The organism is Amycolatopsis sp. NPDC051716, from assembly GCF_040681595.1.
GTDB lineage: Bacteria > Actinomycetota > Actinomycetes > Mycobacteriales > Pseudonocardiaceae > Amycolatopsis.
On record NZ_JBFAZA010000019.1, the window covers coordinates 1 to 18,873 of the forward strand.

Sequence of the window (18,873 nt, forward strand, 5' to 3'; positions counted from 1 at the left end):
GCACCCAAGGCGGCCTTCGGTGCGTTCAACGCACCGAAGGCCACATTGGGGCGCTCTTCCCGGACGCCAAACAACTTGCGACGCGCGACACTAGCGCGGGCCCAGCCCGGTGCGGCCGTCGAGCAGCTCGCGCACCACGTCCAGGTGCCCGGCGTGCCGCGCGGTCTCTTCGATGACGTGGAGCACGACCCCGCGCAGATCGGTGATTTCGTCGGCGAGCGGGCCGGGGTACCGCCCTCGCGGCGTCGCGGACAAGGGCGTCGCGGCGAAGATTTCGTCGGACCGGCGGCACTGTTCGCGGTAGTAGGCGAAGACGGCCGCCGGGGTTCGCGGAGCGTGGTCGCCGAGCAGCGGACCCGCGGCGCCGGTGACGATCTCCTGGAACCAGTGCCATTCCGCGTCCCCGAGGTGTTCCACCATGTCCAGCGGGGTCCAGCCGGACGGGAGGACCGCCTTCGTCAGGGCTTCCTCGCCGAGGCCGTCGAGGATCGCCAGGACCACCGCGCGCTGGGCCCGCAGGAACGTCAGCAACGTGCTCTTCTCGGTCACGACCGCGGACCCTAGCGGGCGGGAGCGCATCTTCGAGGGCGGTTTTTGTCGGGGGTAGCCGGTAACGTCGCGGACATGGCAACACTGGTCACCTTCCACGCCCACCCGGACGACGAGTGCCTCCGCACCGCGGGCGTCATGCGCAAAGCCGTCGAAGACGGGCACCGGGTCGTGCTCGTCGTCGCCACCAAGGGCGAGGTCGGCGAGGTACCCGACGGATTCCTCGCCGAGGGCGAGAAGCTCGAGGACCGGCGCGTCCAGGAGTCGTACGCGGCGGCGGAGATCCTCGGCGTCGAACGCGTCGAGTTCCTCGGCTACCGCGACTCGGGGATGATGGGCGAGCCGACGAACGACGAGCCGGGGTGCTTCTGGCGCGCCGACGTCGAAAAGGCGGCCGAGCAGCTCGCGGCGATCCTGCGCGAGGAGTCGGCCGACGTCCTGACGGTGTACGACGACAACGGCGACTACGGCCACCCGGACCACATCCAGGTCCACCGCGTCGGCCTCCGCGCGGCCGAGCTGGCCGGCACCACCCGCGTGTTCCAGGCGACGTTCAACCGCGAGTTCATGCAGCGCGGCTTCGAAGCGGCGGTGGAGCAGGGCCTGATGCCCCCCGAGGCGGCGCCGAAGCCACCGGAGAACGTGGAGTTCGGCAAGCCGGAGGCGGAGATCACGGCGGCGGTCGACGTGTCGAAGTACGCGCCGGTCAAGCGGGCGGCGATGCGCGCGCACCCGAGCCAGATCAGCGAGGACATGTTCATGCTGGCCATGCCGGACGACGCCTTCACCTTCGCCTTCGGCACGGAGTGGTTCATCAGGTGGGGAGAAGGCCCGGGAATCACCGAAACAGACCTGATGGCCGGCCTCTAACCCACCACGCCCGGGGCCCGAGGCCGGTCCGCCGGCGCCAGGCCCGCCGGGGCCGGCTCGCCGGAGGCGGGTTGGCTCGGCGAGGCGGGTTGGCCGGAGGCGGGTTGGCCGGAGGCGGGTTGGCTCGGCGAGGCGGCGAGGATGGGGATATCAACCGGCGCGAGTGATCAACCGGCCCGTGTCGACCCGCCAATCACGAATGATGCCCCTCTAATCACGCGAGATCGCCCTCCAATCACGCGAGATCCCTCCCCGATCACGCCAATCCGACCCTCCGGGTACGCGAGCCGACCCTCCAGGTACGCGAGTCGTCCGCCCAGGTACGCGAGTCGACCCTCCGGGTACAGGCATCTCAAGTGACCGGGCAGGCATCTCGCGTGACCGGGCGGACATCTCGCGTGATTGGGCGGGCATCTCGCATGACTGGGCAGGCATCTCGCGTGACCGGGCGGACATCTCGCGTGATTGGGCGGGCATCTCGCATGACTGGGCAGGCATCTCGCGTGACTGGCGGGGCATCTCGGGTCAGGTCAGGGCGGCCGTCACGTCCAGCTCCACCAGCTGGCCCGCGTATCCCAGCTGGGCGACCCCCAGCAACGTGCTCGCCGTGGTGAACGCCGGGCCGATTTCAGACGCCGTCAAGCGGTCCCAGACCGAAGACAGCACCGCGCGGTCGGCCGTCACCACGTAGATCACCGTGCGGACCACGTCCGATGGGGTGGCTCCCGCGAACTCCAGGGCCGCCGCCGTGTTGGCTACCACCTGGTCCGTCTGGGCCAGGACGTCGCCCTCGGCCAGCGTGCCGTCCGGGGTCAGGGGGCACTGGCCCGCCAGGTACACCGTCCGGGGTGCCGAGGTCACCGTCACGTGGTGGTAGCCCGGTGTTGCGTGCAAGCCGGGCGGGTTCTGCCGTTCAATGGTCACGCCCCATCTTCACCGGCCGGGCAAGCTGAAAACCCCAGGAGGGCTCGTGCGCAGGACCATCGACTGGGCCGACGGCGCCATCGTCGTCATCGACCAGACCGCGCTGCCCGGCGAGTACCGGCTCCTCGAGCTGAGGACCGTCGGGGAGCTCGTCGACGCCGTCAAACGGCTCGCCGTCCGGGGCGCGCCCGCTCTCGGGGCCGCCGGGGCGCTCGGGGTTGCGCTGTCCGCCCGGCTGAACAGCGACGTCCGGAAGGATGCCGAGCTCATCGCGCACGCGCGGCCCACCGCCGTCAACCTCGCCTGGGGCGTCGAGCGCGCGCTCGGGAAACTCGGCCAAGGCGCAGACGCCGTCCTCGCCGAAGCGCTCGCCCTGCTCGACGAGGACGAACTGCTCAACAAGGCCGCCTCGAAGCACGCCGCCGAGATCGTGCTCGCCGCATGCCCGCGACGGCCTCTGCGGCTGCTCAGCCACTGCAACGCCGGGCGCCTGGCGACCGTCGGCTGGGGCAGCGCCCTCGGGGTCGTCTGGCACCTGCACGAACGCGGGCTCGTCGAAGAAGTCCTCGTCGACGAGACGCGCCCGCTGCTCCAAGGCGCCCGGCTGACGGCGTGGGAGCTCGCCCAGGAGAAAGTCCCCTACCGCGTGCAGCCCGACGGCGCCGCCGCGGCCGCCATGGCTCGCGGGATGGTCGACTGCGTGCTCGTCGGCGCCGATCGGATCGCCGCGAACGGCGATGTCGCCAACAAAATCGGCACCTACGGCCTCGCCATCGCCGCGCGGCACCACGAAATCCCGTTCGTCGTCGTCGCACCTTCGTCCACTGTGGACAGCAAGCTCGCGGACGGCGCGGGCATCGCCATCGAGGAACGCGACGCCCGCGAGCTCACCGGGTACGCCGGGGTGCCGATCACGCCGCCGGACGCGCGGGTGTTCAACCCCGCCTTCGACGTCACCCCGTTCGAACTCGTCACGGCCGTGGTCACCGAGCACGGCCGGTTCAGGCCCTAGGGGCGCGGGCCGATCTCGCGGCCGCCGTCGGTGACCGTGATCGCCATCGCCGGGCAGGAGTCCGCTGCGTCGAGGACGGTCTCGTCGGCGTCGACCGACGACGTCACCGGGTGTGCCACCGGGCCGTCGAGGGTGAACAGCTCCGGCATCAGGGCCGCACACATCCCCGACCCGATACAGGTGTGTTCATCGACTTCCACGTGCCAGCTCATGCATCACCATCCGATCGGCATCGACCGCGGTCCGCGGACGAGCATCTGCGTCTTCCACACGATATCGCCGGCGAGGTGCAACCCCGGCATCTCGGTGACCAACGCGCGCAGCGCCTCCTGCAGTTCCAGCCGGGCCAGGGGCGCGCCGAGGCAGTGGTGGACGCCGTGGCCGAAGCCCAGGTGGTGCTGGTCCGGGCGGTCGAAGCGCAGCTCGTCCGCGTCGGCGAACTGCAGCCGGTCGCGGTTGGCCGCACCGACCGCGACCAGCACCGGCTCGCCCGCCCGGACCAGCACACCGCCGACCGGGACGTCCTCGGTGGCGTACCGCGGGAAGCCCGCGCCGGCGCCCAGCGGCACGAACCGCAGCAGCTCCTCGACCGCGGCCGGGATCAGGTCCGGGTCGGCGCACAGCCGCTCCCACTGCGCGGGCTGGTCCAGCAGCGCGTAGACGAAGTTCGGGATCTGGCTCGCGGTGGTCTCGTGGCCGGCGACGAGGATGCCGACGCACAGGTCGACCAGCTCCAGCTCGGTCAGCCGGTCGCGGACGTCGCGGGCTTCGATCAGCGCCGTCATCAGGTCGTCCTGGGGCCGCGCGCGGTGCTCGGCGATCAGGCCGCGCATGTAGTCGCGCAGCTCTTCGCGGTTGCGCTCGAACTCCTCGGGGGTCAGCCCGCTCGTGGACAGCGCCGCGTCGCTCCAGACGCGGAACTTCGGCCGGTCGGCGACCGGGACGCCGAGCAGCTCGCAGATCACCGCGACCGGGATCGGCAACGCGTAGGCGTCGACGAGGTCGGCGGGTGCGCCGGCGGCCTTCATCTCCGCGATCAGTTCGGCCGCGAGGGAGGCGACGCGTGGCCGGAGCTGTTCGACGCGGCGCATGGTGAAGGCCTTCGCGACGAGCGTCCGCAGCCGCGTGTGGTCGGGCGGGTCCATCTGCAGGATGCCGCCGTCGCGCACGACCGGCGAGCGGCGCGGGGCGTCCTTCTCCTTCTCCATCGCCCGCGAGAAGCGGCGGTCGCCCAGCACCAGCCGGGCGTCGGCGTAGCGGGTGGCCAGCCACGCCGGCTCCCCGTAGGTCATCTTCACCCGGACCAGGCCGTCGGCTTCCCGCGCCGCCGCGTACGCCTCGTTCAGGTCGAGCCCGGCCTCCTCGTTGAAGGGGTACGCGAGCGGTTCGGTGTGGGTGGCAGTCATCCGGAAACCCCCGTGCTCCTGGTTGTAAGCAGCCGCTTACAACGCTACACAGGCCTCCAGCTCACGTCGAGCGGCAATTCCACCACGCACCGTCACCAAGGTGGCGGAAAGTTTCCGTCCACTTGTCACCGTGAGCCATTGCCGGGTCACCGAGTACTAGGTTACGGTGACCTAGGTGTGGATCGAAATCCTTCTGCTGTCGAAGCTGGCCGTCGAGCCGATGCACGGCTATGAGCTGCGCAAGGCCGTGGAGGCTTCGACCGGCCACACCTTGTCGAACAACTCGCTCTACCCGACCCTGCGGCGCTTCGTCGACGCGGGCGCGGTGAGCCGCAGCGCGGAGGAGCAGGCCGCCAAACCGCCGCGGCACGTCTACACGATCACCGAAGTCGGGCGGGAACTGCTGCACGACATGCTCGCGGACTTCCCGGCCGACCTCGCGCTCAACGAGCCCGAGTTCCTGGCCCGCGTCGGGAACTTCGCCTGGCTGCGCCCGGCGGAACGAGCACGCGTGCTCGAGATCCGGACGACCGCGCTGACCGCCGAGCGAGCCCGGCTCACCGGGCTCGCCGCCGGGCAGGCCGATCCGTGGAGCCGGGCCGCGCTGCAGCACGTGCTCGGGAAGTTCGACGCCGAACTCCGCTGGCTCGCCGACCTCACCACCGATCCGAGGGAAGACGCATGACCACCACCGAAGAGACGCCTCGCCTCCCCTTCACCCGCGCGAACGCGCTCGCGATCGCCCCGGACTACGAAGCCCTCCGGCGGCGGGCGCCGGTGAGCCGGGTGCTCACCCCGGCCGGCGACCCGGCCTGGCTGGTGACGTCCTACGAGGAGGCCAAGGAGGTCTTCCGCGACCGCCGCTTCGGCCGGTCGCACCCGGCGCCGGAACAGGCGTCGCGGATCTCCTTCGCCGCCTTGCAGAACGGCCCGAACGGGGACTTCGACACCGAGGAGCGCGACCACAAGCGGATGCGCCGGATGCTGGCGCCCGCGTTCTCCGCGCCCCGGATGCGCGCCCTCGGCGACCGCATCGCGGAACTGACCGACCGCTGCCTCGACGACCTCCAGGCCGCGCGCGACGCACACTCCGGCGAGCCGGTCGACCTGACCGACTTCCTCGCGTTCCCCCTGCCGGTGCTGGTGATCTGCGAACTGCTCGGCGTGCCCTACGCCGACCGGGAGCACTTCCGCGGGCTGTCCGAGCGGATCGCGGTGATGGACGGCGGCGAAGACGCCCAGGCGGCGATGGCCGAGTTCATGGCGTACATGACGAAGCTGGCCGACGCCAAGCGCGCGGACCCGCAGCCCGACGTCATCTCCGACATGGTCGCGGTCCAGGCCGAAGACCCGGCCTTCACCGACGAGGACCTCGCCCGGATGGGCGCCGGGCTGCTGTTCGCCGGGCACGAGACGACGTCGACGCGCATCGCGATGGGCACGCTGTTCCTGCTGAGCGACCCCGCCCGCCGCGACCGGTTCGCCGCCGACCCCGAGGGCCAGGTCGCCCAGACCGTCGAGGAGATCCTGCGGCTGACCGCGACCAGCGGCACCGGCCTGCTGCGGTACGCGCACGAAACCGTCGAGATCGCCGGAACGCGGATCATGCGCGGCGACGCCGTGCTCATCTCCAGCGACGCGGCCAACCGGGACGCGTCGGTGTTCGCCGACCCGGACGGGTTCGACCCGGACCGGACGCCGAACGTGCACCTCGCCTTCGGCACCGGCGCCCACGTCTGCATCGGCGCCAACCTCGCCCGCACCGAGCTGCGGACGGTGTTCCCGAAGCTGTTCCGCCGCTTCCCGGGCCTGCGGCTCGCCGTCGGGATCGACGAGATCCCGGTGCGCACCAACCGCGTGGCCGGCGGCGTCGAGCGCGTGCCCGTGGAGTGGTGAGCCGATGAAGATCACCGCCGACACGGAAAGCTGCGTCTCGTCCGGCCAGTGCGTGCTACTCGCGCCCGGGACGTTCGACCAGAACGAGGACGACGGCACGGTCGTCCTCCTCACCGGGGAGCCGGGCGCCGGCGAGGAGGAGGCGGTCCGGCAGGCGGAACTGACCTGCCCGGCCGCCGCGATCCGCCTGTCCGGCGCCTGAGGGTCTGTCGCGCTCGCGTCCGGTTTGCCGGTTAGCCTGCTTCGATGAGCGAACAGCCGGAGCAGCCCGGCCGCAAGCGGGACGCGGCCGCGACGCGGCAGGCGTTGCTCGACGCCGGTGCGAAGCTGTTCGCCGAGCGCGGGTTCGACCGGACGACCGTGCGGGACATCGCCGACCTGGCCGGGGTCAACCAGTCGCTGCTGTTCCGGTACTTCGGCAGCAAGGAAGCGCTGTTCGAGGAGGTCATCGCCCGCAGCGGGCGCGAGCACCTCGAAACCCATCCGCCGGAGCGGCTGCTCAGCGCGTCGCTGCGCAGCATGCTCGAGCCGGGCGGCGACCGGAACCGGACCCTGGAAACGTACCTGCGCTCGTCCGGCAGCGGCGAAGTCGGGGCGGTGCTGCGCGAGGAGATCGGCGACGAGTACGCCCGGATCCTGGCCACGCTGACCGACGCCCCGGACGCCGAGCTGCGCGCCGACCTCGCGCTGGCCTGGCTGATGGGCATCGGGGTGGTCCGCGAGCTCACCGGCAAGCAGCCGCTGGCCGGGGCCGATCCCGACGCCATCGTCCGGCTCGTCCTGACCGCCGTCCGGACGCTGCTGGAGCGCGCCGAATGATCACGGGAGCGCGCGCCGCAGCAGTTCCGCCAGGTGCACCGGGGTCCGGCCCGACTCCTGGGCGATCTGCGTCCGGCAGCTGAAGCCGTCGGACACCACCACCGTCTCCGCCGACGCCGCGCGGATCGCGGGCAGCATCCGGTCCTCCGCCACCGCCTTCGAGACGTCGTAGTGGCCGCGCTCGAAGCCGAAGTTGCCCGCCAGGCCGCAGCACCCCGAGTCCAAAGTGGTGTTCCGGACCCCGGCGCCCGCCAGCGCGGCCTCGTCGGCGCCGAAGCCGAGGACCGCGTGCTGGTGGCAGTGCACCTGCGTGATCGCGTCGACGTCGAGGTCCGCGAACGGGATCGGCGCCCGCGCCAGCAGCTCGGCGAAGGTGAACGTCCGCGACGCCAGCAGCTCGGCACGTGCGTCGCCCGGCATCAGCGCGGGCAGGTCGCCGCGGAACAGGGCCGTGCAGCTCGGTTCCAGGCCCGCGACTTCATAGCCCTCGTCCAGGTACGGCGCCAGCACGGAAAGCGTCCGGTCCAGGACGTGCCGCGCGACGCCGAGCTGGCCCGTCGACACCCACGTCAGTCCACAACAGACACCGCGGTCCGGCAGCACGACGTCGTACCCGGCCGCGGTGAGCACCTCGTGGGCGGCGTCGAGCACCGACGGCGTCAGGTAGTTGTTGAACGAGTCCGGCCACAGCACGACCCGCCGCTCCCCCGCGGCCTTCCGCCGGAGATCCGCACGCGACGACGTGAACGGGGCCGGAGCGAACGTGGGCAACGACCGCTCCGGCGCGATCCCGCCGAGCCGTTTCACCAGGCCCGCCAAGCGAGACCGGCCGACGGCGTTGGCCAAGCGCGGAGCAAAAGCGCTGAGTCGCAGCCACAGCGGCAGCCAGCCCATCGAATAGTGCGACGCCGGGCGCAGCCGCCGCCGGTAATGCTGGTGCAGGAACTCGGCCTTGTACGTCGCCATGTCGACGTCGACCGGGCAGTCCGACAGGCAGCCCTTGCAGGACAGGCACAAATCCAGCGCGTCGCGGACTTCGGCCGAACGCCAGCCGTCCTTGATCACCTCGCCGTTGAGCATCTCCGCGAGCAGGTGGGCGCGCCCGCGCGTCGAGTGCTGCTCCTCGCGGGTGGCCCGGTAGCTCGGGCACATCACGCCGCCACCGCTGGTGTTGCGGCACTTCCCCACGCCGACGCAGCGCCGCATCGCCTGGCCGAAGTTCCCGCGGTCCTCCGGATAGCCGAGGAACACACTGTCCTCAACGGAGGATGACGTCGATCGCACCCGCAAGTCGGCGTCGATCGGCCGTGGCGCCACCAGGATGCCGGGGTTCATCCGCCCGGCCGGGTCGAAGATCGCCTTGAACCGCGCGAAGACGGCCAGCATCTCCGGGCTGTACATGCGGGAGAGCAGCTCGGAGCGAGCTTGGCCGTCGCCGTGCTCGCCGGACAGCGACCCGCCGTGCGCCGCGACGAGGTCCGCGGCTGCCTCCAGGAACCGCCGGAAGTCCGCCACGCCGGACGCGGACAGCAGGTCGAAGTCGAGCCGCATGTGCAGGCAGCCTTCGCCGTAGTGGCCGTAGACCACGCTGCGACGCCCGTGCGCCCGCATGAGGTCCTTGAACTCGCGCAGGTACGCGCCGAGCCGCTCGGGCGGGACGGCGGCGTCCTCCCAGCCCGGCCAGGCTTCCGAGCCGTCCGCGAGCCGGGTCGCGAGACCGGCGCCTTCCTCGCGGATGCGCCAGAGCCCGCGTTGCGCGGCCGGGTCGTCGACGATCGCGAAGCCCGTCAGGTCGAGCGACGCGGCCAGTTCCCGCGCCCGCGAAGCCGGGTCGTCGCCGGCCAGCTCGACGAACAGCCACGCCCCGCCCGGCGGCAGGTCACCGGCCCGGCCGGGGAGCATCGCGACGAGCTCGGCGTCCACGCCCTCGACGGTCAGCGGCGACCACGGAAGGATCGACGGCACCGCGTCCGCCGCCGCGATGTCCGACGGAAAACCGAGCACCGCCAGCACGCGCCGGTGGGGCAGCTCGGCGAGCGAGACGGTCGCTTCGAGAATGGTCACGCACGTGCCCTCGCTGCCGACGAGCGCCTTGGCGACGTCGAAACCGTTCTCCGGCAACAGGTGTTCGAGCCCGTAGCCCGACACCCGGCGCGGCCACGTCGAGAGCTCCCGGCGCAGCAACGCCAGGTTGTCGCGCACCAGCGCGCGCAGCTCGTCGAAGATCCGGCCTTCAGCAGGCTCGTCCGGGCCCACCCGCAGCCGCGTGCCGTCGTAGAGCAGGACTTCCAGGGAGCGGACGACGTCGACCGTGCGCCCCCACGCCACCGAGTGCGAGCCGCACGCGTTGTTGCCGATCATCCCGCCGAGCGTGCAGCGGCTGTGCGTCGACGGGTCCGGGCCGAACCGCAGCCCGTGCGGGGCCGCGACCGCCTGCAGGTCGTCCAGCACCGTGCCGGGCAGGACCCGCGCGAGCCGCGCGGCCGGGTCCAGCGAGAGCACCCCGCCGAGGTGGCGGGAGGTGTCGATGACCAGGCCGGGGCCGCACGCGTTCCCGGCGACGCTCGTGCCGCCGCCGCGCGCGATCACCGGCAGGTCACGATCGCGGGCGGAGGCGACCGCCGCGACGACCTCGTCGACGGTCCGCGGCAGCACCACGCCGCGGGGCACGTGGCGGTAGTTGGACGCGTCGGTCGTGTACAGCGCGAGCGTGGCGGCGTCGGTGAGGATCTCCACACCCCCATTCAAGTCGACCGGGCGCCGCCGTACCTCTCCAGCCGGGTATGTCCGGAACCACACCCGGTGTGCCATCGTGATCGGGTGACGGCCAAGGAGCACGTCGCCGAGTACAGCGCGGTGCTGGGCGAGCTGCTGCGCGAGCGCGAGAAGCTGCTCGGCACGCTCGACCGGGTCGCCGCCCTGCACGGGACCGCGCGCCTGATCCGGGAGACGGTCGGGGCGAAGGCCGGGTTCGTCGCCGAGCTCGACCGGCCCGAGCTGGCCGTGATCCGCTGGATGTCCGGCACCCGGACGGACTCGCTGCAGGACCTCGAGGTGCCCGTCGGCCAGGGCATCGGCGGGCGAGTGCTGGCGCTGGGCCGTCCGGTGAAGGTCGCCGACTACGTCAGCTCGCCGGCCATCACCCACCAGTTCGACGCCCAGGTCCGCGGCGAGGGCCTGGCCGCGATGCTCGCCGTCCCGATCGTCGCGCGCGGCGAGACCGTGGCCATCGCCTACGCCGCCATGCGCGAACCCGCCGACTTCGGCGACGACGCCGTCCGGCGGATGGAAGAAGTGGCGCGCGAGGCCGGGACGGCGTTGCACCTGGCGAAGGTCGCCGAGACCGACCGCACGGCCGCGGTGGCCGGGGAACGCCTGCGCATGCAGAGCGCGCTGCACGACTCCGTCGGCGCGCTGCTGTTCTCCATCGGCGTCCAGGTGCGCGACCTGCACGAGGACCTGCGCGAGCTCCCCGGCCTGGAGGCGCGGCTGCGGCGCCTGGAAGGCGACGTCTCGGCGGCGGCCGGGGCGTTGCGGGAGTCGCTGCTGGCGTTGTCGGAGTGCAGCCCGGAGCGGGCGCTGCCGGTCGAGCTGGCCGAGCACTGCCGCTCGTTCCAGGCGCGCTGCGGTGTGCCGGCCCGGTTCCTGCAGCTCGCGGCGGTGCCGCCGCTGGACGCCGAACGCACCGCCCTGCTGGTGGCCGCGGTCCGCGAAGGGCTGCTCAACGTCGAGAAGCACGCCCGGGCGTCCTCGGTGGTCGTCAGCCTGCTGCCCAGCGACGACGGGGTCCAGGTGGTCGTCGCGGACGACGGCACCGGCACCGACGCCGTCCCCGGCACCGGCATGGGCCTGCGGACGCTGTCCGGGCGGGCCGCGCGGCTCGGCGGCCGGGTCAGCCTGGTCCGGGATGACGACGACGGCTGCACCCTGCGCGCGTGGGTGCCGCTGGTGCGACGGTGACCCCCATGACCCCCGCGACCGTCTTCGTCGTCGACGACCACCCGGTGGTCCGCGACGGCGTGACGCTGCTGCTGCGCTCCGACCCGTGCCTGACCGTGGTCGGCTCGGCGGAGTCCGGGCGGCTGGCGATCGAGCGGGTGGCGTCGCTGGCCCCGGACCTCATCCTGCTCGACCTGCGGCTGCCGGACATGCTCGCGCCGGAGGTCGTCACCGAGCTGCGCCGGGTGCACCCCGAGGGCAGGATCGTGGTCTTCACCGCGCACGGCGACCACCAGGGCGTGCTGGCGGCCCTGGAGTCGGGCGCGCACGGCTGCCTGCTCAAGGACGCCGCGGGCGCGCAGCTGGTGACCGAGCTGCGCCGGGTCCTGCGCGGCGAGCGGGTCGTCGACCCGCGGATCCTGCCCGACGCGGGGCAACGCTCGGACGCCCTGGCCCGCAGCGGCCTCACCCGCCGCGAGTACGAGGTGCTGCGGCTGGCCGCGCAGGGCCAGACGAACCCGGAGATCGCGGAGTCGACCGGCCTGGCCCGCAACACGGTGAAGACGTACCTGCAGTCGGCCCTGCACAAGCTGGGCGCCCGCAACCGCGTCGAAGCCATCGGCAAGGCCAGCGAAGCCGGGCTGCTGTGAGATCCTCCCCCGGGTGACGATCGACCTGCACGCGCACAGCACGGCCTCCGACGGGACGACCCCGCCTGCCGAGCTGCCCCGGCTGGCCGCCGAAGCCGGCCTGACGGTGCTCGCCCTCACCGACCACGACACCTTCGCGGGCTTGGCCGCCGCTTCCGCGGCCTCCTCCGGGGTCGAGATCGTCCCCGGCGTCGAGATCTCCTGCCGGCTCGACGACGCTGAGGTGCACCTGCTCGGCCTCTTCGTCGACCCCGGGCACGAGCCGCTGGGAGCCGAGCTGGAGCTGATCCGCACCGACCGCCGACGTCGTGCGGTGCGGATGGTCGAGCGCTGCCGGGAACTCGGCGCGCCGATCACCCTGGCCCAGGTCGAGGGCATCGCCGCGGGCGCCCCGCTGGGCCGTCCGCACATCGCCGCGGCGCTGGCCGCGGTGGGCGTCACCGACGCCTTCACCCCCGAGTGGATCGCCGACGGCGGGCGCGCCGACGTGCCCAAGCACGTCCTGTCCACTGTGGACGCGATCGCGCTGGTCCGCGCGGCCGGCGGCGTGGCGGTGCTGGCCCACCCGCGTTCGGTCAAGCGGCGGGCGGAGGTCTCGGACACGCAGCTGGCGGCTCTGGCCGAAGCCGGGCTCACCGGGGTCGAGGTGGACCACCCGGAGCAGCCCCCGGAGGTCCGTGACCGGCTGCGGGCGGTGGCGGCGGAGCTGGGGTTGCGCACCACCGGGTCGAGTGACTTCCACGGCGACCGCAAGCCGGTCCGGCTCGGCGAGTGCACCACCGCGCCCGACGTGTTCGCGGCGCTGCGGGCGTCCGCCGTGTCCGTTTCGTAGCCGCCTACCTCTCCAGGTGGGGGTAACGGATCACTCCCGCCGACCGCAGGATGACCGCCACCGACCGTGACTCACGTCACACGAGTGGAGGAGGCCTCTTGCGTCCCGGAGTGAGTTCGTGCTGACCGTGCGTGGCCTGCGGGTGCGGTACGGCCGGTCGACGGCCGCCCTGCACGGGATCGACCTCGACGTCTCCGCCGACGGCGTGCTGGCCGTGCTGGGCAGCAACGGGGCCGGGAAGTCCACCTTGCTCAGAGCCGTCTCGGGCACGCTTCGCATGCACCGGGGCTCGATCGACGACGGAGAGATCCGCTATGACGGGCACGCGCTCGGCCGGCTCGACCCTGCCCGGATCGTGCGGCTCGGCGTCGCCGGCGTGCCCGAGGGGCGGCAGATCTTCGCGCGGATGACCGTCGAGGAGAACCTGCGGGCCGGCGGCATCGGCGCCCGGACCGCAGCTGAGCGGGCCGCGGCCCGCGAGCGGGTCGACGCGCTGTTCCCCGTGCTCACCGAACGCGCCAAGCAGCGCGCGGGGCTGCTGTCCGGCGGGGAGCAGCAGATGCTGGCCATCGGCCGGGCGCTGATGGCCGCGCCGAAGCTGCTGCTGCTCGACGAGCCGTCGCTGGGGCTCGCGCCGAAGGTCGTCGAGCAGATCGCGCGGACCGTCCGGGAGATCCACGACCAGGGCACCGCCGTCGTGCTGGTCGAGCAGAACGCCGTGATGGCGCTCGGCGTCGCCGACCGCGCCGTGGTGCTGGAGGTCGGCCGGGTCGCGCTGGCCGGGACGGCGGCCGAGCTCGCGGCCAGCCAGGACGTCCAGCGGCTCTACCTCGGCGGCCACGCCGAGTCGCAGGAGGCCGCCGACGCCGAAGCCGAGCTAGCACGCCGGCGCCTGGCCGGCCGGACGCTGCCGAGGTGGGGCGGATGACGCCGCCGGAGCTGAGCGTCGAGGCCGTTTCCCTGCGGTTCGGCGGGATCCGCGCGCTCGACGACGTGAGTTTCACCGTCACGCCCGGTTCGCTGCACGCGCTGATCGGGCCGAACGGCGCCGGGAAGTCCAGCTGCTTCAACGTGATCAGCGGCCTCTACCGGGCCGACACCGGCCGCGTGCGGCTCGGGGACACCGAGCTCACCGGGCTCGCGCCGCACAAGCTCGCCCGGCTCGGGGTCGGGCGGTCGTTCCAGAACGCCGCCCTCTCCCCCGGCTCGACCGTGCTGGACAACGTCATGCTCGGCCGGCACGCGCTGACCCGCGGCGGGTTCCTGGAGACCGGGCTGCGGCTGCCGTGGACGGTCCGCGCCGAACGCCGGCACGCCGAGCGGGCCCGCGAGATCTGCGCGTTCCTCGGGCTCGGGCCGGTCGTCGACGCACCGGTGGGCGTGCTGCCCTACGGCGCGGTCAAGCGCGTCGACCTCGCCCGCGCGCTGGCCGTGGAACCGGTGCTGCTCCTGCTCGACGAGCCCGCGGCCGGGATGAACGCGGCCGAGACCGCCGAGCTGGCCGGCACCATCAGCGGGATCCGCGCGGAGCTGGGCATCTCGATCCTGCTCGTCGAACACGACATGGGCCTGGTGATGGGCATCGCCGACCGCGTCACGGTGCTCGACTTCGGCCGGCGCATCGCCGACGGCACCCCGGCGCAGGTCCAGTCCGACCCGGACGTCATCAAGGCCTACCTCGGTACGGAGGCGGCGTGAACACTTTCCTGCAGCTCGTGGTGAACGGCCTCGGCAAGGGCGCGGTGTTCGCCTTGCTGGCGCTGGGGTTCGTCATCATCTTCAAGGCCACCGAGGTGGTCAACTTCGCGCACGGCTCGCTCGTGCTCTTCGGCGGCTACCTCGTCGTGGTGACGCGGGACGCCTTGGGCTGGGTGGGCGCGTCGCTCGCGGGGATCCTCTCGGCCGGGCTGCTCGGCCTGCTGGTGGAGCGGCTGCTGCTGTCGCGCTCCCGGCACGCCGACGCGAACAGCCTGGCCCTGCTCACCATCGGCGTCGACGTGATCGTCACCGAAGAGATCGTCCGCCGCCTCGGCGTCACGCTGCCCTTCCTCGGCGGCGCTTGGGACGCGAAGCCGTTCCAGCTCGGCGGGATCACGCTGTTCCGCACGCACCTGGTCGCCCTCGGCGTGGCCGCGGTGCTCATCACGGCGTTCTGGCTGGCCTTCAAGTACTCGAACTGGGGCGTGGCGATGCGGGCCCAGGCGGAGAACCGCGAGGCCGCCGCGCTGATGGGCATCCGCAGCTCGCGTGTCACCGCGACCGCGTGGCTCGTCGCCGGGCTGCTGGCCGGCGTGGCCGTGCTGTTCATCGCGACGCAGGACTTCTCCGGCGCCGGGCTCTCCCGCGGGACGCACTCGATCGCGCTGGCCGCGTTCCCCGCGGCGATCCTCGGCGGCCTCGACTCGACGGCGGGCGCAGTGGTCGGCGGCCTGGTCGTCGGGCTGGTGGAAGCGCTGTCCGCGCAGTACGTCTCGTTCGACTTCTCCAAGAGCGCGGTGTTCCTGGTGATGCTGGTCGTCCTGGTGGCGCGGCCTTCGGGGTTGTTCGGCACGAGGGAGCGAACACGTGTCTGACCAAGCCGTGTCCGAAGTGGACACCCCGGCCGAACCGGCCGTGCCGCCGCGGCCGCGGCGCAGCCCGGCGAATCTGCTCCGCAAGGCCGCCTGGCTCGCGCTGCTGGTCGTCCTGCTCGCCGTGCCGCTGTACCTCGACGCGGCCTGGCTCAAGGCCGGGCAGTACATGATGATCGGCGCGGTCGGCGCGATCGGGCTGACGCTGGTGGTCGGGCAGGCCGGGCAGCTTTCCCTGGCCCACGCCTTCTTCCTGCTCGCCGGCGGCACCCCCTACACCGTCCTGTCCGGACCCACCGGGGACGACCGCGTCATCGGCTTCGGCCTCGACCCCGGCCTCTCGCTGCTGGGCGCGGTGGTCGTCGCGGCCCTGCTCGGACTGGCCTTCGCCCCGGTCGCCGGCCGGCTGCGCGGCATCTACCTCGGCGTCGCCTCCCTGGCGCTGGTGTTCCTGGGACTCTACTTCGGACAGTCCGCCGAAGAGCTCACCGGCGGAACGTCGACCGGGCGCGCACCGGCCCCGTCCTCCCTGTTCGGCTTCCCGTTCACCGACGACGGCCCCGAGATCACCCTGCTCGGCGTGCCGATCCGACAGGCCGAGCGCATGTGGTACCTGTTCCTGCTGCTCACCGTGCTCGCGTTCGTGATCGCGCGCGGGGCCGTCCGCGGCCGCGTCGGCCGCTCGTGGCGGGCGGTGCGCGACAACGAGGCCGCGGCCGCGGTGATGGGCGTCAGCGTCCTGCGCGCGAAGGCGGGCGCGTTCGCCGTCTCGTCGGCCTACGGTGGCCTCGCCGGCGCGATGACCGTGCTGTGGTTCGACATCCTCAAGCCGGACGAGAGCGAGTTCGGCACCTACGGCATCAACGTGTCGATCGCCTACCTGGCGATGGTGATCATCGGCGGCCTCGGCTCAGTCCCCGGCGCGCTGGCCGGCGCGCTGATCGTCAACGGCCTGCCGCAGGTCCTCGCCCTGTATTCGGCCGACCTGGGCTGGTTCTCCGGCACCGGCGACGGCGCGCTGACCCCGGTCCTCGTCAGCTCGTTCGTCTACGGCGCCGCGATCATCCTCGTCGTGCTGTTCGAGCCGGGCGGGCTCGCCGCGCTCGGGCGCCGGCTCACCCGTCTTCGCCGTCAACCCCCGGAGGAACCATGAACCGCACACACCTGGCGGCGGCGCTGGTGGCCGTCCTCGCGCTCTCGGCGTGCAGCACGAAGGCGAACAACTCGGGCTCGTCGGGCTCGGACAGCTCGGGGGTCAAGACCGGCAAGGGGGTGACGGCGACGGAGGTGACCCTCGGCGTGATGACCGACAAGTCCGGCGTGTTCAAGAACCTCGGCCTCGGCGTCACGCAGGGCAACGAGCTGTGGGCCAAGGACTTCAACGCCGCCGGCGGCGTGTGCGGGCGGCAGGTGAAGCTCGAAGAGGTCGACCACGGTTACAAGGCGGACACGGCGAAGACGCTGTACCCGCAGATCGAGCCGAAGGTGCTCGGGTTCGTGCAGCTGCTGGGCTCGCCGGTGGTGGCCGCGCTGAAGCAGAACCTGGCCACCGACAAGGCCGTCGCCGCACCGGCGTCGTGGTCGTCGGAGCTGCTCGACAACCCGTACGTGATGATCGTCGGGACGACCTACGACCTCGAGATGATCGACGGCCTGTCGTACCTGCGGGAGCAGGGGCTGATCAAGGACGGCGACACGATCGGGCACGTCTACATCGACGGCGAGTACGGCAAGAACGGCCTGCGCGGGTCGCAGTTCTACGCGAAGAAGCACAATCTGTCGGTCAAGGAAGTGAAGATCACCTCGACCGACAGCGACCTCACGAACGTCGTCACCGGGCTCAAGGGCAACGGCGTGAAGGCGATCGCGCTGACGACGACACCCGCGCAGACCGGGTCCGCCGTCGCGGCGAACAAGGCGCTCGGGCTGAACGTGCCGGTGCTGGGCAACAACCCGACGTTCGACCCGGTGCTGCTGAAGAGCCCCGCCGCCGGGGCGCTGGACAAGCTGACGGTCGTCGCGAGCAGCGTGCCGTTCTCCGCGGACCTGCCGAAGGCGAAGGACGTGGCGGCGAAGTTCAAGGCCGCGTACAAGGAAACGCCGAACGGTGGCGTCCCCTACGGCTACGCGGTGGGCGAAGTCTGGGGCGCGGTGCTGAAGAAGGCCTGCGACAACAAGGACCTCACCCGCGACGGCATCGCGGCGGCCTTGAAGCAGACGACGTCGGCGAGCACGGACGACCTGGTCGCGGCGCTCGACTTCTCCAAGCCGGGGACGCCGGCGACGCGCCAGGTGTACGCGGCCACCCCGGACGCCTCCGCCGAGGGCGGCGTCAAGTACGTCAAGCCGTTGTTCGAAGCGCCCGAGGCGAAGGAGTACGTGGCACCCCACCAGAAGTGAGCCGGCGCCCGGCCAGCGCGGCCGCCTCCCGCAGCGGGGTGGTCGCGTGGGCCTCGGCGGCTTCCAGGAGGCCCGCGACGGTCTGCTCGATCGTCTCGACGCGGGCGAGCGCGGCCTCGTGGCCGAGCCCTTCGGCTTCCCGCGAAAGGGTGTAGAGGATGCCGCCCGCGCTCGCCACGTAGTCCGGGATCCACAGCACGCCCCGCGCCGCCAGGGCGTCGGCGACGGTGTCGTCGGTGAGCTGGTTGTTCGCCGGGCCGACGACGAGCGGCGTGTCGAGCCGGGCCACGGTCTCCGGGTCGAGCACCCCGCCGACGGCCGCCGGGATGACGACGTCGGCGGTGAGGGTCAGCGCCTTCGCCGGCTCGGCCCAGGTCAGGCCCTGCTTTTCGGCATCGGTCCGCTTGGCCGGATCGATGTCGGAGACGACGACGTCGGCCCCGGCGGCGTGGAGGCTCGCCGCGAGGTGGGCGCCTACCGAGCCGTAGCCGCTGATCACCACCCGGCGTCCCGTCATGGCCGCCGAGCCGGCCGCGGCGCGGAGCGCGGCCAGCACCCCGGCGGCGGTCGGCCCGCTGGACGAACCGGTACCGCCCGCGGACTCGGGCATGCAGAAGGCGTACGGCGAGGCTTCGCGGAGCACCAGCATGTCGGCCGGGCCGGTGCCCACGTCCGGGCCCGCCTGGTAGCGGCCGCCGAACTCGGCGATCAGATCGGCGTGGTCGAGCAGGACGGCCCGGCGCTCCTCGGGCGAGAGCAGGCGGCCCGGCTCGGGCGCGATGACGCTCTTGCCGCCGCCGAACGCCAGCCCGGCGACGGCGCACTTCGCCGTCATGGCGGCCGACAGGCGCAGGACGTCGCCGATCGCGTCTTCCAGGCTGCCGTAGGGCTTGAAGCGGCACCCGCCGACGGCGGGGCCGAGCGCGGTCGAATGGATCGCCACCATCGTGGTGATGCCGGATCGGCGGCCCCGGCGGACTACGAGCTGCTCATGTGCGGTCATGAG

Annotated in this window: 20 protein-coding genes; 14 read left to right on the plus strand and 6 right to left on the minus strand. The window is 72.5% G+C overall.

Translation table 11 applies throughout. The features are described from left to right. Positions 1-90: 90 nt before the first annotated feature. Complete coding sequence (locus tag AB0M30_RS25485; RefSeq protein WP_364588080.1) at positions 91-549, minus strand: DinB family protein; 459 nt, start codon at positions 547-549, stop codon at positions 91-93. Positions 550-624: 75 nt separating this feature from the next. On the opposite strand from AB0M30_RS25485, the gene AB0M30_RS25490 reads away from it, so the two are divergent. Next, complete coding sequence (locus tag AB0M30_RS25490) at positions 625-1,419, plus strand: PIG-L family deacetylase (protein ID WP_364588083.1); 795 nt, start codon at positions 625-627, stop codon at positions 1,417-1,419. Between the two features lie 525 nt (positions 1,420-1,944). On the opposite strand, the gene AB0M30_RS25495 is transcribed toward AB0M30_RS25490, so the two are convergent. Further along, positions 1,945-2,343, minus strand: coding sequence for a RidA family protein (locus tag AB0M30_RS25495; RefSeq protein WP_364588086.1), 399 nt, complete (start codon positions 2,341-2,343; stop codon positions 1,945-1,947). Positions 2,344-2,389: 46 nt separating this feature from the next. Here AB0M30_RS25495 and mtnA point away from each other — a divergent pair, with 46 nt between their 5' ends. Continuing rightward, positions 2,390-3,355 carry an S-methyl-5-thioribose-1-phosphate isomerase gene (gene mtnA / locus AB0M30_RS25500; protein WP_364588089.1) on the plus strand — a complete coding sequence of 322 codons (966 nt, stop codon included), beginning with the start codon at positions 2,390-2,392 and terminating at the stop codon, positions 3,353-3,355. Here the strand turns inward: mtnA and AB0M30_RS25505 are convergent. Continuing rightward, positions 3,352-3,567, minus strand: coding sequence for a ferredoxin (locus AB0M30_RS25505; protein WP_103337614.1), 216 nt, complete (start codon positions 3,565-3,567; stop codon positions 3,352-3,354). The two genes, mtnA and AB0M30_RS25505, sit on opposite strands and share 4 nt — an antisense overlap. Before the next feature lie 3 nt (positions 3,568-3,570). Next, the gene (locus AB0M30_RS25510) at positions 3,571-4,761 is read right to left on the minus strand and encodes a cytochrome P450 (RefSeq protein ID WP_360174672.1); all 1,191 of its coding nucleotides are present in this window, start codon (positions 4,759-4,761) and stop codon (positions 3,571-3,573) included. A gap of 175 nt (positions 4,762-4,936) precedes the next feature. Between AB0M30_RS25510 and AB0M30_RS25515 the strand changes: the two genes are divergently transcribed. Genes AB0M30_RS25515 through AB0M30_RS25530 form a run of 4 tightly spaced genes read left to right on the plus strand, consistent with a single transcriptional unit; the run spans position 4,937 to position 7,476 of the window. Beyond that, positions 4,937-5,446, plus strand: a complete 510-nt coding sequence (locus AB0M30_RS25515) for a PadR family transcriptional regulator (protein WP_364588092.1) — start codon at positions 4,937-4,939, stop codon at positions 5,444-5,446. Then, complete coding sequence (locus tag AB0M30_RS25520) at positions 5,443-6,657, plus strand: cytochrome P450 (RefSeq protein WP_364588095.1); 1,215 nt, start codon at positions 5,443-5,445, stop codon at positions 6,655-6,657. The genes AB0M30_RS25515 and AB0M30_RS25520 overlap by 4 nt, the downstream gene beginning before the upstream one ends. 4 nt (positions 6,658-6,661) lie before the next feature. Next, the gene (locus AB0M30_RS25525) at positions 6,662-6,859 is read left to right on the plus strand and encodes a ferredoxin (RefSeq protein WP_364588098.1); all 198 of its coding nucleotides are present in this window, start codon (positions 6,662-6,664) and stop codon (positions 6,857-6,859) included. A gap of 44 nt (positions 6,860-6,903) precedes the next feature. Beyond that, the gene (locus AB0M30_RS25530) at positions 6,904-7,476 is read left to right on the plus strand and encodes a TetR family transcriptional regulator (protein WP_360174645.1); all 573 of its coding nucleotides are present in this window, start codon (positions 6,904-6,906) and stop codon (positions 7,474-7,476) included. On the opposite strand, the gene AB0M30_RS25535 is transcribed toward AB0M30_RS25530, so the two are convergent. Further along, the gene (locus AB0M30_RS25535; RefSeq protein WP_364588101.1) at positions 7,477-10,212 is read right to left on the minus strand and encodes an FAD-binding and (Fe-S)-binding domain-containing protein; all 2,736 of its coding nucleotides are present in this window, start codon (positions 10,210-10,212) and stop codon (positions 7,477-7,479) included. An 84-nt stretch (positions 10,213-10,296) separates the two neighbouring features. On the opposite strand from AB0M30_RS25535, the gene AB0M30_RS25540 reads away from it, so the two are divergent. From AB0M30_RS25540 to AB0M30_RS25575, 8 genes are all read left to right on the plus strand, one after another. After that, positions 10,297-11,436, plus strand: coding sequence for a GAF domain-containing protein (locus AB0M30_RS25540; RefSeq protein ID WP_364588104.1), 1,140 nt, complete (start codon positions 10,297-10,299; stop codon positions 11,434-11,436). Between the two features lie 5 nt (positions 11,437-11,441). After that, entirely contained in the window at positions 11,442-12,065 is a 624-nt protein-coding gene (locus AB0M30_RS25545; RefSeq protein WP_364588107.1) for a response regulator transcription factor, read from the plus strand. Positions 12,066-12,078: 13 nt separating this feature from the next. Next, positions 12,079-12,897: a PHP domain-containing protein gene (locus AB0M30_RS25550; protein ID WP_364588110.1), complete on the plus strand. Its 819-nt coding sequence runs from the start codon at positions 12,079-12,081 to the stop codon at positions 12,895-12,897. Positions 12,898-13,015: 118 nt separating this feature from the next. Next, positions 13,016-13,825, plus strand: coding sequence for an ABC transporter ATP-binding protein (locus AB0M30_RS25555; protein ID WP_364588113.1), 810 nt, complete (start codon positions 13,016-13,018; stop codon positions 13,823-13,825). Continuing rightward, positions 13,822-14,595, plus strand: a complete 774-nt coding sequence (locus AB0M30_RS25560; RefSeq protein ID WP_364588115.1) for an ABC transporter ATP-binding protein — start codon at positions 13,822-13,824, stop codon at positions 14,593-14,595. Before AB0M30_RS25555 ends, AB0M30_RS25560 begins: the two co-directional genes overlap by 4 nt. After that, positions 14,592-15,470: a branched-chain amino acid ABC transporter permease gene (locus tag AB0M30_RS25565; RefSeq protein WP_364588118.1), complete on the plus strand. Its 879-nt coding sequence runs from the start codon at positions 14,592-14,594 to the stop codon at positions 15,468-15,470. Before AB0M30_RS25560 ends, AB0M30_RS25565 begins: the two co-directional genes overlap by 4 nt. A gap of 7 nt (positions 15,471-15,477) precedes the next feature. Next, positions 15,478-16,620 (plus strand): branched-chain amino acid ABC transporter permease, encoded by a 1,143-nt coding sequence (locus AB0M30_RS25570; protein ID WP_364588503.1) that lies wholly within the window; start codon positions 15,478-15,480, stop codon positions 16,618-16,620. Beyond that, on the plus strand, positions 16,617-17,867 hold the full coding sequence (locus AB0M30_RS25575; RefSeq protein ID WP_364588121.1) for an ABC transporter substrate-binding protein: 1,251 nt from the start codon (positions 16,617-16,619) through the stop codon (positions 17,865-17,867). The genes AB0M30_RS25570 and AB0M30_RS25575 overlap by 4 nt, the downstream gene beginning before the upstream one ends. Here the strand turns inward: AB0M30_RS25575 and AB0M30_RS25580 are convergent. Then, complete coding sequence (locus AB0M30_RS25580; RefSeq protein WP_364588124.1) at positions 17,809-18,870, minus strand: Glu/Leu/Phe/Val dehydrogenase dimerization domain-containing protein; 1,062 nt, start codon at positions 18,868-18,870, stop codon at positions 17,809-17,811. The two genes, AB0M30_RS25575 and AB0M30_RS25580, sit on opposite strands and share 59 nt — an antisense overlap. Positions 18,871-18,873: the final 3 nt, after the last annotated feature.